This window comes from Microbulbifer hainanensis (assembly GCF_014904735.1).
In the GTDB taxonomy this organism is placed as follows: Bacteria; Pseudomonadota; Gammaproteobacteria; order Pseudomonadales; family Cellvibrionaceae; genus Microbulbifer; species Microbulbifer hainanensis.
This window is the reverse complement of the sequence record NZ_JACZCR010000003.1, coordinates 131,900-144,242: the sequence shown is the minus strand read 5'-3', so window position 1 is coordinate 144,242 and position 12,343 is coordinate 131,900. Positions and strand designations below refer to the sequence as shown.

Genomic DNA, 12,343 nt, shown 5'->3' with positions numbered 1-12,343 from the left:
AAAACTTTGGTCGGATATTCTAATTTGTAATTATTATATAGATCTTAATGCTCATATATTTAAATAAAATAAAACAGTTCGCAATTGAAATGTGACCTAGGACCAATTGTCGCGATGATCAGTGCGGTGGCCGGAAGTGGTGATAACGTGTGGGGAGTGGCGGGCGGCCCGGATGGGCAGCCGCGGAGAAGAGCGGATCAGGAGGGTTGGTAAAGGGTGTACAGCTCGCCTTCCTCCAGCGTCACGCGCCGGGTCAGGGCCTCGCCGATCTTGTGGTAGTCGCGTTTGAAGTCCCGCACCATCTCCTGGGTGTAGGCCTCGTGGGTGTAACGCTTGCAGAACTGCACCACGGCGTTGGCAATTTCGTTCATATCGGTGCGGAAATCCTTGACGATCTGCAGTGTGTGTACATCTTCCGCCAGGGCCTGTTCCAGGTAGACGTAAAAGCGCACATTCTCCTTGATTAGGTGTGCCTGGAATCCCGATTTGAACTGCCTCAGGAGGTCGGACAGCTTGCGAAAGTTATGTACCTCATACCCCTCAGACCAGACACGCTGAAAAATCTCGACGAGATCATGATGATCATTTTTAAGTGAAGTAATTAGGCCGGGATCGTAGTTTATGGTGCGTGTTGGTTTTGCGCCTGCTCTGGTGCCGCCAGCGATTGCTTCCTCTGTGGGGCGTCCACCTTTTGATTTCTTAGAGAAGATGCCGAACATCGTTTCTGTGCTCTTGTTAGTTTTGAAAAGGGCAGTGCCGTCGCCCGGGGCCAGCCGAAAATGGGCTATTCAGGGTCGGCATGATTCTTATATAAATAAAGTTGGGAATTTTGCCCTCTATTCTTCATCTTTTGTAGAATTTTATTTTATCTTGAGGTGATTCTCGTTTAATGTGGGAACAGGTTCACGCTTTCCTGGCGTGCGAGCACGAAAACCCGGCAGTAGTCGGGCTTTTTATGGCAGTGGAGTGCATCTTATTGCTGCTCGAGGGGCGCCTAGTCGCGCTGGGTATGGCCGGACTACAGCTGACACGGGCGGATGAAGCGAGAAGGTCCGCTTAACACCTGGTGAAGCATTCGGTATTCCGCGAGTCCACGAATGTAGAAACTGTATAGTGGACCGGCGATCTCCAACGGAAGGGCAGGGGCAATATGCCGGCAGTCGAATATAAAAAAAGCGGCCACGCGGGCCGCTATTCCTAAGTGACCACCGCAGCGATGGTCGGCTGGATGGAATCAGAAGTTGTAAGACAGAGTTGCACCGAAGGTGCGTGGCGCGCTCCAGCTGGAGTAGTTGTTTAAAATGCCGTCGTCATTGGTGCTGGTGCGATAGTGACGATCGGTCAGGTTCCTGCCCCACAGTGACACGGTCCAGTCGCCGGCTTCCTGGAACAGTTCCGCGCGGGCATTGACCAGGGTGCCGCCATCTTCCTTGGCGTAGGGCTCGTTGGTGATGCTCAGGTAGTAGTCATCGGTCCAGTTAACACCCAGCTGCAGTGCCGCGCCGAGCTCGTCAGTAACGCCAAACTCATAGCGCGCCAGGGAGCTCACGCTCAGGCCGGGGGCGTTGTTGAGCTCGTTGCCGACCACATCCACTTCCCGACCGAAGAGATCGTAGATACGGCCGGTGCCGCTCGGGCCCTTCACGATTTCAGTGTCCATGTAGCCGACGCCTACACGCAGATCCAGCCCCATGATCGGCAGCCAGCGCAGATCCAGCTCGGCGCCACGGGTCTCGACGTCACCCATATTGGTCAGGCCCGAGAAGGTAGCGTTGCCGTTCTGGATTTCCAGCGGCGACTGGAAGCCCTTGTAGTCGTAGTGGAAGATGGCACCGTTCAGCTGCATGGTGTCCTCCGCCAGGGTGGACTTGAAGCCCAGCTCTACCGCTGTGTTGGTTTCCGGCTTGTAGGATTCCACCGCCTCGGCATTGAAGAAGAAGCCGCCGAAGAATCCGCCGGACTTGAAGGTGTGGCCCACGCTTGTGTAGAGCAGGGTGTCTTCGGTGGGTTTCCAGTCCAGTGTCACTTTCCACGACGGATCCTTCTCATCGTAGGTCGCCGGCGTGCCGGAAGACAGCACAAATGGCTTGTCCTCATATTCAGCAAGACAGGCCTGATAATCATCGATGCCCCAGGCGTTACAGGCCCAGGCGCCGGCGTTGAGCACCACGCCGCCGACATAATCTTTCTGCTCGCGGGTGTAGCGCAGGTCGGTGGTCAGGGTGAAGGCTTCGTTGAAGTCGTATACCAGCTGACCGTACACGGAGCTGACCTTGGTCTCCTGCTCGTATTCCATGGTGCCGCAGCCGGGGAAGGCGACCCAGTCGGCGTACAGGTTGGCACTGAAGGTACAGGTCCGGTTTTCGTCGAGCTGATCCTGGGCGTAGCTGGCGCCCGCCATCCAGTTGAAGGGCCCGTCGCTATTCGACAGCAGGCGCAGTTCCTGGGACAGGGAGTTGATATCCGAGCTGTAGTTGGTGATGTAGTTGTCGTCGAAGTTGATGTCGCGACCGACCAGCTCGGCATAGGCCTCCCACTCGTCCTGGTTCGCCGCGCCGGTGCCGACACTGCCGGAGCCGTTGACGTGGAAAAAGTCCAGGGTCGTAAAGTTGGTCACGGATACCAGGGTCACGGCATCCAGGTCCCACTCCACGTTAAACGAGGTGGAATTGAAGGTGTCGTCGAAGTGGCGCACGGTAGCATCTTCACCGCGGTAGATACCGTCCGGCGCCTTGCCGTTGATGTTCACACAGCTGGCATCGGGAATGCCGGTGTTAATGATCGCATCACAGTAATCGCCGGGAATGGGCCCGGTGAAGTCGGGGAGGGCGTTGCCCCGCCCGTCCCCGATATAATAAGGCTGGGACCAAGGGCTGCTGTTCGGCTTCCAGTAACCTTCGGGCTCCGGAATACCCACCTCGGACTTGTCGCGGCCGAAAGTCTGGCGCAGGTCCAGATGCAGGTTGTCGGTGGGCTCGTAGGACAGGGTGATGCGCGCCTGGGTCTTGTCGCGGCCGCCCTGTTTGCGGTCCAGGTAGGTGTTTTCGAACCAGCCTTCGCTCAGTTCGTTCTGCAGCGCCACCCGCGCCGCCAGGTTGTCGGCGATGGACAGGTCGGCACCGGCGCGCACGTTGAAGGTGCCGTAGTTGCCTACATCCACGGCGGCGTTGGCCTGGTTCTTATCAAATTCGGGCCGGCGGGACACGATATTGATGGCGCCGCCGGTGGAGTTGCGTCCGTACAAGCCGCCCTGCGGGCCCTTCAGTATTTCCACGCGCTCGGTGTCAAACATCGCAAATGCGCCGTAGACGCCGAAGGGCTGGTACACATCGTCCACCACCACGGCGGTGGTCGGGGTGTTGTTGGCGTTGTAGTCCTGCAGGCCCACGCCGCGAATCACGAAAATGGGGATGCCGGAGTCGGGTGACGTGCTCAGCTCCATGTTGGGCACAAATTCGGTGAGTTGTGAGGCTTCCATTACGCCGAGTTTTTCCAGGTCATCGCTGCCCATGGCGGCAATGCTGATGGCCACGTCCTGTGCGCTCTGTGCACGCTTTTGCGCCGTTACAGTCACTTCTTCCAGGGTTTGGGCAAAAGTTTGCGGCGCCACGACCACGCTGGTGGCAATTGCTAGGGAAAGTAAGTTGCGTCTCATCTCGTCTGTCCTCTGGTCTTTATTGTTTATCGAGGTCACTCCGTCGGGGTATCTCCTTTCACAACTGCGTGGCCGCTAAGTTGATAGCGTCCTGTGAGGGGCTGGTGCTGCCGAGCTGCCATCCCGCCGGGTTACGACGGGAGTTAGCGTTTGCAACAAGTTGCGACCAGGCCGGTATGCGGTTCGCAATCGCGCCTTTAAGTAGTGCATAAGTTACAGCTACTGTAAGTACCCAGTTCAGAAATTACAGCCACTGTAATTACCTGTCAAGGGGCGGAACTGTTTGCCGTTATTTGGTTTTATTGGGGGTATCTGCGTCGGTGAGCAGTGGTAGCGGGCAGCCGGGAGGAGTGCTGGACGGGCGTAGTGTAGGTGACAGAAGGCTGGCTTGAGGGACAAAAAAACCCGGCAGTTGCCGGGTTTTTTATTGCTGGAGCGGTCCGCCCTTAGCGATCGTTCAGGGCAACGTAATCGCGCGGCGTGTGGCCGGTGTACAGCTGGCGCGGACGGCCGATCTTGTAAGGGTTGGAGATCATTTCGTTCCAGTGTGCGATCCAGCCAGCGGTGCGGCCGGTGGCGAAGATCACGGTGAACATATCGGTGGGAATACCGATCGCCTTCATGATGATGCCGGAATAGAAGTCCACGTTCGGGTAGAGCTTCTTCTCGACGAAGTACTCGTCTTCCAGTGCAATCTTTTCCAGCTTCTTGGCGATCTTCAGCAGCGGATCGTTCTCCGCGCCCATCGCGCCCAGTACTTCGTCGCAGATGCCCTGCATCACGCGGGAGCGCGGGTCGAAGTTCTTGTAGACGCGGTGGCCGAAGCCCATCAGGCGGAACGGATCGCTCTTGTCCTTGGCTTTCTTTACGTACTCGTCGATGCGGCTCTCGTCGCCGATCTCCTGCAGCATGTTCAGTACCGCTTCGTTGGCACCACCGTGCGCGGGTCCCCACAGGGTGGCGATACCGGAGGAGATACACGCAAACGGGTTGGCACCGGAGGAGCCGGCCAGGCGCACGGTAGAAGTCGAGGCGTTCTGCTCGTGGTCGGCGTGCAGCAGGAAGATGATATCCATTGCCTTGGCCACGATCGGATCGATCTTGCTCGGCTCACAGGGATTGCCGAACATCATGTGCAGGAAGTTCTCGGAGTAGCTGAGGCTGTTGTCCGGATACATGAACGGCTGGCCCTTGGAGTGCTTGTAGCACATCGCCGCCAGGGTCGGCATCTTGGCGATCAGGCGGTCCGCAGAAATTTTGCGGTGTTCCGGATCGGTGATGTCGAGAGAATCATGGTAGAAGGAGGCGAGGGCGCCGACAACACCACACATCATGGCCATCGGGTGGGCGTCGTAGCGGAAGCCCTTGAAGAAGTTGACCAGGGACTCGTGCACCATGGTGTGGTTCATGATGCTGCTGACGTATTCCTTTTTCTGCTCCGCGTTCGGCAGTTCGCCGTTCATCAGCAGGTAGCAGGTTTCCAGGTAGTCAGACTTTTCCGCCAGCTGTTCGATGGGGTAGCCGCGGTGCAGCAGCTGGCCCTTGGCGCCGTCGATAAAAGTGATCTGGGATTCGCACGCGGCGGTGGACATAAAGCCCGGGTCGTAGGTGAACAAGCCCTTGCCGGCCAGGCTGCTGACATCGACAACGTCGGGGCCGAGGGTGCCGGAAAGAACCGGCAGTTCCAGGCTGCCGTCGATCCCGTCGACCATTAGTTGCGCTTTTTTATCGGACATTGCGGACTCCTCAAATGTTCTTTTGCTGCCTTCGCGGACGGCCACTGATACAGGGTTGCTTGCCGGGCCATTGTGCTTGGGTACAGGGCAGGGCCCTGTACACGGTATGGCGACCCGCCAGAACTGGCGGGGCCGGGGTTGAATCGAATTCCCTGGGAAGGCGCCGGATCAGGCGACTGCAGAGTTCCAATGCCGGCACCAAATGCATGCAGCCCGCTCCTGGTAAGGCGCGATTTTGCGCCTTTTTGGGCTCCGGTGGGCTTTTTGAGCGGGGCCAAACTTAAGTGGCGCGCCGGGAATTGTCAAACCAAATAGGGTGGACGATCAGTCTCCTAACAACAGGAAATGCGGCCCGGGCCACTACCACTAGAGCTTTTACCTGTATCCGGTACAGATTTTCCGTGGAAATTTTGCCATCTGGTTCCGAGTCGGCTTCGCTAAATAGGAGGCTGTTATTGCCGTGCTGGCGGAGGCGTTCATTGTGTTTTGAAGATCGAATGCCTATAATCCGCGCGGCTTGCGCCATGGTACGGCCGCTTTGTACAGAGCTTAAACGAGTCGTGCGCAAAGTGATCAGCAAGCAGTCCGCCCCCTCCATTGAAAAGCTAACGGGCGCCCGGTCGTTCAGGGCAACAAGGTGTTTTTCCTGTGAACAAAAACAGACCTGTCAATTTAGACATTTCCACTATCAAGCTTCCCGCTGCCGCTCTGGTTTCCATTTTGCATCGTGTATCCGGCGTGGTTCTCTTCGCCGTGGTGGCATTGCTGCTGTACATGCTCGATGCGAGCCTGGAATCCGAACAGGGCTTCGCCGATATGGCGGCAGCATTCAACAGTATTCCCGCCAAGCTCATTTTGTGGGCTTCCCTGGCGGCTCTTATCTACCACCTGTTGGCTGGTGTACGTCACCTGCTGATGGATCTGGGGATTGGTGAGTCCCTGGAAGGTGGTCGTCGCGGCGCCGTGCTGGTGCTCGTGCTGAGTGTAATCCTTATTCTGCTGGCGGGGGTATGGTTGTGGTAAGAACAGTAACAAGCTTCGGACGCAGCGGTACTTTCGACTGGTTGTACCAGCGGGTCACTGCTCTGGTGTTGATCGCCTATACCCTCTTTATTGTTGGGTTCATCTTTTTCAGTGACGATTTCGGCTACGAGAGCTGGTCGGCGCTGTTCGCCCAGAGCTGGGTGCGTATCTTCAGCCTGGTAACGCTGCTTTCCACGGTCGTCCATGCCTGGATCGGTCTCTGGTCTGTCGTTACCGACTACATCACCAACCGCATGATGGGCCCGAAGGCCACCGCACTGCGCCTTCTCGTGGAAGTGCTGCTGGCGGCGGTTGCCGTGATCTATGTGGTGTGGGGCGTTGAAATTCTGTGGGGGGTGTAATTTATGTCGAACATGCGAACCATATCCTTTGACGGGATTGTAATCGGCGGCGGCGGCGCGGGTATGCGCGCGGCCCTGCAGATGGCCCAGTCCGGCTTCAAGACTGCGGTCATCACCAAAGTATTCCCGACGCGCTCGCACACCGTATCCGCCCAGGGCGGTATCACTTGTGCGATCGCCAGTGACGATCCCAACGACGATTGGCGCTGGCACATGTACGACACGGTCAAAGGCTCCGACTATATCGGTGACCAGGACGCGATCGAGTACATGTGTTCCGTAGGCCCAGAAGCCGTGTTCGAGCTCGAGCACATGGGCCTGCCGTTCTCCCGTACTAAAGAAGGCCGCATCTACCAGCGTCCGTTCGGAGGCCAGTCCAAGGATTTCGGTCGCGGCGGCCAGGCTGCCCGCACCTGTGCGGCGGCTGACCGTACAGGTCACGCACTGCTGCACACGCTTTACCAGAACAACGTCAAGCACAATACCGTATTCCTGAACGAGTGGTTCGCGGTCGACCTGGTGAAGAACCAGGACGGTGCTGTGGTGGGTGTCATCGCCATCTGTATCGAAGATGGCGAAGTGGTATTCATCAAGTCCAAGGCGACCGTATTCGCCACCGGTGGTGCGGGTCGTATTTTTGCCTCCACTACCAACGCGCACATCAACACCGGTGACGGTGTCGGTATGGCCCTGCGCGCCGGTATGCCGGTGCAGGATATCGAGATGTGGCAGTTCCACCCCACCGGTATTGCCGGCGCGGGTGTACTGGTAACGGAAGGTTGTCGCGGTGAAGGCGGTTACCTGATCAACAAGGACGGCGAGCGCTTCATGGAGCGTTACGCGCCGAACGCCAAAGACCTGGCTTCCCGCGACGTGGTAGCCCGCTCCATGGTGCTGGAAATCCTCGACGGTCGCGGCGCCGGCCCCAACGGCGATCACGTGTTCCTGAAGCTTGATCACCTGGGTGAGGACGTGCTGCACAGCCGCCTGCCGGGTATCCTTGAGCTGTCCAAGACCTTTGCCCACGTGGATCCGACCAAGGACCCGATTCCGGTTGTGCCGACCTGTCACTACATGATGGGTGGTATCCCCACTAACGTGCATGGCCAGGCCCTGACTCAGGACGCCGCTGGCAATGACCAGGTGATCGACGGTTTCTACGCCTGTGGCGAAGTCGCCTGCGTATCCGTGCACGGCGCCAACCGCCTCGGCGGCAACTCGCTGCTGGACCTGGTGGTCTTCGGCCGCGCTTCCGGTCTCTTCATCGAGAAGGCCCTGCGCGAAGGTATCGAGAACCGCGAGGCTTCCGAGTCCGATATCGAAGCGGCCATGGCGCGCCTGAACCGCCTGGAAAACAGCAACGACGGCGAGTCCGCTGCGAGTCTCCGCACCGAGCTGCAGAATGTCATGCAGAACCACTTCGGTGTATTCCGCCGCGGCGACTACATGGCCGAAGGTGTGAAGAAACTGGAAGACCTGCGCACCCGTATCGAGAATGTGCGCCTGGATGACAAGAGCAAGGCATTCAACACCGCCCGTGTTGAAGCGCTGGAGCTGCAGAACCTGCTGGAAGTGGCAGAAGCTACTGCCATCGCTGCGGAGACCCGCACCGAGAGTCGCGGCGCCCACGCCCGCGAAGACTTCCAGGAACGCGACGACGAAAACTGGCTGTGTCACTCCATGTTCTTCCCGGCGGAGAAGCGTGTCGGCAAGCGCGCGGTTAACTTTGCGCCGACCACCATGGAAGCCTTCGAGCCGAAAGCTCGGACTTACTGATTCGGGAGCGGAATAGAGTATGTTGAAAGTAAGCATTTACCGTTACAACCCGGAAACCGACAAAGCGCCGTACATGCAGGACTACGAGCTGGACACCGAGGGCAAAGACCTGATGGTGCTGGACGTACTGGAACTGCTGAAGGCCCAGGATCCGACCCTGTCATTCCGCCGCTCCTGCCGCGAAGGTGTGTGCGGTTCCGACGGTATGAACATTTCCAGCAAGAATGGCCTGGCCTGCACCACGCCGCTGTCCGAAGCAGCGCCCAAGGGCAAGCTGGTACTGCGCCCGCTGCCGGGCCTGCCGGTCATCCGTGACCTGGTTGTGGACATGGAGCAGTTCTACGAGCAGTACAAGAAGATCGAGCCGTACCTGCAGAACGACACGCCGGCCCCGGCGATCGAGCGCCTGCAGTCGCCGGAAGACCGCGAAAAGCTGGACGGCCTGTACGAATGTATCCTGTGTGCGTGCTGCTCCACCGCCTGTCCTTCTTTCTGGTGGAACCCGGACAAGTTCATCGGCCCTGCCGGCCTGCTGCAGGCTTACCGCTTCCTGGCGGACAGCCGCGACACCGCCACCGACGAACGCCTGTCCAACCTGGACGATCCGTTCAGCGTATTCCGCTGCCACGGTATTCAGAACTGTGTGAACGTGTGCCCGAAAGGTCTCAACCCGACGCGCGCTATCGGTCACATCCGCAATATGTTGTTGACTCGGGCCGTGTGATCGGGCCGAGAGCATTTTGAGCCCGGTTGAGCCCGCTGGTCGGGCTTGGCGCCAACGGCGGCGCCTATCTACAAGAAAGTCGGCCAAAGAGCCGGTGCTAAGTTGAAAAGGGGAGGTGACTTTTGGCGCCTCCCCTTTTGTGAGTGAAAGGAAAGCGCAGCGCGACAGCCAGAGAGCACGAGCGCTGCAATCGAGGTAGGCATCAACATGCACGAAAGTACCATGGAGCAGCTGTGGCGTAGCTCCCATATCTCCGGGGGCAACGCCGCCTATGTGGAGGAACTGTACGAGACCTATCTGCACGACCCCAACGGCGTGCCGGAGGAATGGCGCAGTTACTTCGACAGTCTGCCCCGGGTCCAGAGCGGCGGTGACGTATCCCATTCGGCGGTGCGCGCACACTTTGAACTCCTGGCAAAAAATCGCTCCCGTCCGCTGGCCGCTCCCGGTGCCGGCGCTATCAACATCGAACACGAACGCAAGCAGATCAAAGTTCTGCAGCTCATCAGTTCCTACCGCCACCGCGGCCACAAGAAGGCCACGCTAGACCCGCTGGGCCTGATGGCACGCGAACAGGCGCCGGATCTGCAGCTGAACTACCACGGGCTGACCGAAGGCGACTTCGATACCACGTTCCAGACCGGTGATCTGTTCTTCGGCAACGGCGAAGCCACCCTGCGTGAAATCGTAGAGGGGCTTGAGCGCACCTACTGTGGCAATCTCGGCGCCGAAATCATGCACCTGTCCAACCTGGACGAGCAGCACTGGTTCCAGCAGCGCCTCGAGCGCAGCCAGGCCAGGCCGAATTTCGGTAACGATATCCAGATTGAAATCCTGCAGCGCCTGTCCGCCGCCGAGGGCCTGGAGCGCCATCTGGATTCCAAGTACCCGGGCACCAAGCGTTTCGGTGTTGAGGGCGGCGAGAGCCTTATCCCGATGCTGGACGCGCTGATCCGCCGCTCCGGTACTTACGGTGTGAAGGAGATCGTGATGGGTATGGCCCACCGCGGCCGTCTCAACACCCTGGTCAATATTCTGGGCAAGAACCCCACTGACCTGTTCGAGGAGTTCGAGGGCAAGAAGACCCTGGATACCTCCGGTGACGTGAAGTACCACCAGGGCTTCTCCTCCAATGTCATGACTCCCGGTGGCGAAGTGCACCTGGCGCTGGCCTTCAACCCGTCGCACCTGGAAATCTGTGCGCCGGTGGTCGAAGGTTCCGTGCGTGCCCGCCAGGATCGCCGCGGCGATGCGACTGGCGAGAAGGTCATGCCGATCAACATCCACGGCGACGCCGCTTTTGCCGGTCAGGGCGTGGTGCAGGAAACTCTGCAGATGTCGCAGACCCGCGGTTACTATACCGGCGGTACCGTGCATATCGTGTTGAACAACCAGGTGGGCTTTACCACCAGCAAGCGCGAGGACGCGCGCTCTACCGAGTACTGCACCGACGTCGCCAAGATGATCGATGCCCCGGTACTGCACGTAAACGGCGACGACCCGGAAATGGTTGTACTGGCCGCGCTGCTGGCCGTGGATTACCGCTACGAGTTCAAGAAAGACATCGTCATCGACCTGGTGTGCTACCGCCGCCGCGGCCACAACGAGACCGATGACCCGTCCGGCACCCAGCCGCTGATGTACCAGGCCATTCGCAAGCACAAGACCACCCGCACCCTGTACGCGGAAAAACTGGTCGGTGAAAATGTCCTGGACAAAGCGGCTGCCGACAAGCTGGCCAACGACTACCGCGACAAGCTGGATCGCGGCGAGGATGTGGCGACCGGACTGGTTAAACAGCCGGACTCCTCGATGTTCGTGGACTGGACGCCTTACCTGAACCACGACTGGCAGACGCCGGCGGACACCGGTATGGCGCTGCCCAAGTTGAAAGACGTGGCCAGCCGCATGACCACTGTGCCCGATGGCGTGGTAATGCAGCGTCAGGTAGCGAAAATTTACGAAGACCGCCGCAAAATGGCCGGCGGCGGTCTGCCGCTGAACTGGGGCATGGCCGAGACCCTCGCGTACGGCACACTGCTGGAGCAGGGCTACATGATTCGCCTGGCCGGTGAGGATGTGCGTCGCGGTACCTTTTCTCACCGCCACGCCGTGGTCCACAGCCAGAAAGACGGCTCCTGCTACGTACCGCTGGAAAACATGTACGAGGACCAGCCGGCATTCGATATTTACGACTCGCTGCTGTCGGAAGAAGCGGTGCTGGCGTTCGAATACGGTTATGCCACCACTACGCCGAAATCACTGATTATCTGGGAAGCCCAGTTCGGCGATTTCGCCAACGGCGCCCAGGTGGTGATTGACCAGTTCATCACCTCCGGTGAGCACAAGTGGGGCCGTATGTGCGGCCTGGTGATGCTGTTGCCGCACGGGTATGAAGGGCAGGGTCCGGAGCACTCCTCCGCGCGGCTGGAGCGCTTCATGCAGATGTGTGCCGAGCACAATATCCAGGTGTGCAATGCCACCACGCCGGCACAGATTTTCCACCTGCTGCGCCGCCAGGCCATCCGCCCGATGCGCCGCCCACTGGTAATCATGAGCCCGAAATGGATCCTGCGTCACAAGCTGGCTACCTCCAGCCTGGACGAGCTGGCCAACGGCAAGTTCCATAACGTCATCCAGGACGACAATGTCGATCCGGCCAAGGTCAAGCGCCTGGTGCTGTGCTCCGGCAAGGTCTATTACCATTTGCTGGAAGCGCGCATGGAGCGCGAACAGGAAGATGTGGCGCTGGTGCGTATCGAGCAGCTGTATCCCTTCCCGGACGAGGAATTTGTCGACGCGATTTCCGCGTACAAGAACCTCGGCAGTGTGGCCTGGTGTCAGGAGGAGCCGATGAACCAGGGCGCCTGGTATCACAGCCAGCACCACTTGCGTCGCCTGCTGGCAGAGCAGCATCCGAAGCTGGAACTGGAATACGTGGGGCGCGCGGCCTCTGCCGCACCGGCGGCGGGCTATATGTCCACGCACCTGGAAGAACAGAACACGTTCATCAACGAGGCGCTGACCGTCAAGTAAATCGGCGGCAGTAATTAGTGAAGAGTCAATC

9 protein-coding genes are annotated in these 12,343 nt (G+C 59.0%); 6 read left to right on the top strand and 3 right to left on the bottom strand.

Annotated features, from left to right (window positions below):
• Positions 1-197: 197 nt before the first annotated feature.
• Entirely contained in the window at positions 198-719 is a 522-nt protein-coding gene (locus IG168_RS01105; protein WP_193161296.1) for a hemerythrin domain-containing protein, read from the bottom strand.
• Here IG168_RS01105 and IG168_RS01100 point away from each other — a divergent pair.
• Complete coding sequence (locus tag IG168_RS01100; RefSeq protein WP_193161446.1) at positions 622-879, top strand: hypothetical protein; 258 nt, start codon at positions 622-624, stop codon at positions 877-879. The genes IG168_RS01105 and IG168_RS01100 overlap by 98 nt on opposite strands.
• A gap of 355 nt (positions 880-1,234) precedes the next feature.
• Here the strand turns inward: IG168_RS01100 and IG168_RS01095 are convergent, their stop codons facing one another.
• Positions 1,235-3,655, bottom strand: a complete 2,421-nt coding sequence (locus IG168_RS01095; protein WP_193161295.1) for a TonB-dependent receptor — start codon at positions 3,653-3,655, stop codon at positions 1,235-1,237.
• Between the two features lie 446 nt (positions 3,656-4,101).
• Entirely contained in the window at positions 4,102-5,391 is a 1,290-nt protein-coding gene (gene gltA, locus IG168_RS01090) for a citrate synthase (protein ID WP_193161294.1), read from the bottom strand.
• Between the two features lie 648 nt (positions 5,392-6,039).
• On the opposite strand from gltA, the gene sdhC reads away from it, so the two are divergent.
• From sdhC to IG168_RS01065, 5 genes are all read left to right on the top strand, one after another.
• The gene (sdhC, locus tag IG168_RS01085) at positions 6,040-6,414 is read left to right on the top strand and encodes a succinate dehydrogenase, cytochrome b556 subunit (protein ID WP_193161293.1); all 375 of its coding nucleotides are present in this window, start codon (positions 6,040-6,042) and stop codon (positions 6,412-6,414) included.
• Positions 6,408-6,776 carry a succinate dehydrogenase, hydrophobic membrane anchor protein gene (gene sdhD, locus IG168_RS01080; RefSeq protein WP_193161292.1) on the top strand — a complete coding sequence of 123 codons (369 nt, stop codon included), beginning with the start codon at positions 6,408-6,410 and terminating at the stop codon, positions 6,774-6,776. Before sdhC ends, sdhD begins: the two co-directional genes overlap by 7 nt.
• A 3-nt stretch (positions 6,777-6,779) precedes the next feature.
• The gene (gene sdhA / locus IG168_RS01075; RefSeq protein ID WP_193161291.1) at positions 6,780-8,552 is read left to right on the top strand and encodes a succinate dehydrogenase flavoprotein subunit; all 1,773 of its coding nucleotides are present in this window, start codon (positions 6,780-6,782) and stop codon (positions 8,550-8,552) included.
• 19 nt (positions 8,553-8,571) lie between these two features.
• Positions 8,572-9,276: a succinate dehydrogenase iron-sulfur subunit gene (locus IG168_RS01070; RefSeq protein ID WP_193161290.1), complete on the top strand. Its 705-nt coding sequence runs from the start codon at positions 8,572-8,574 to the stop codon at positions 9,274-9,276.
• Between the two features lie 207 nt (positions 9,277-9,483).
• The gene (locus tag IG168_RS01065) at positions 9,484-12,312 is read left to right on the top strand and encodes a 2-oxoglutarate dehydrogenase E1 component (protein WP_193161289.1); all 2,829 of its coding nucleotides are present in this window, start codon (positions 9,484-9,486) and stop codon (positions 12,310-12,312) included.
• The last annotated feature ends 31 nt before the right edge of the window (positions 12,313-12,343 follow it).

Bases quoted from the DNA above. Each gene is read 5' to 3' on its own strand.
- IG168_RS01100 (WP_193161446.1), top strand. From the start codon at position 622: ATGGTGCGTGTTGGTTTTGCGCCTGCTCTGGTGCCGCCAGCGATTGCT.
- IG168_RS01105 (WP_193161296.1), bottom strand. From the start codon at position 719: ATGTTCGGCATCTTCTCTAAGAAATCAAAAGGTGGACGCCCCACAGAG.
- IG168_RS01095 (WP_193161295.1), bottom strand. From the start codon at position 3,655: ATGAGACGCAACTTACTTTCCCTAGCAATTGCCACCAGCGTGGTCGTG.
- gltA (WP_193161294.1), bottom strand. From the start codon at position 5,391: ATGTCCGATAAAAAAGCGCAACTAATGGTCGACGGGATCGACGGCAGC.
- sdhA (WP_193161291.1), top strand. From the start codon at position 6,780: ATGTCGAACATGCGAACCATATCCTTTGACGGGATTGTAATCGGCGGC.
- IG168_RS01070 (WP_193161290.1), top strand. From the start codon at position 8,572: ATGTTGAAAGTAAGCATTTACCGTTACAACCCGGAAACCGACAAAGCG.
- IG168_RS01065 (WP_193161289.1), top strand. From the start codon at position 9,484: ATGCACGAAAGTACCATGGAGCAGCTGTGGCGTAGCTCCCATATCTCC.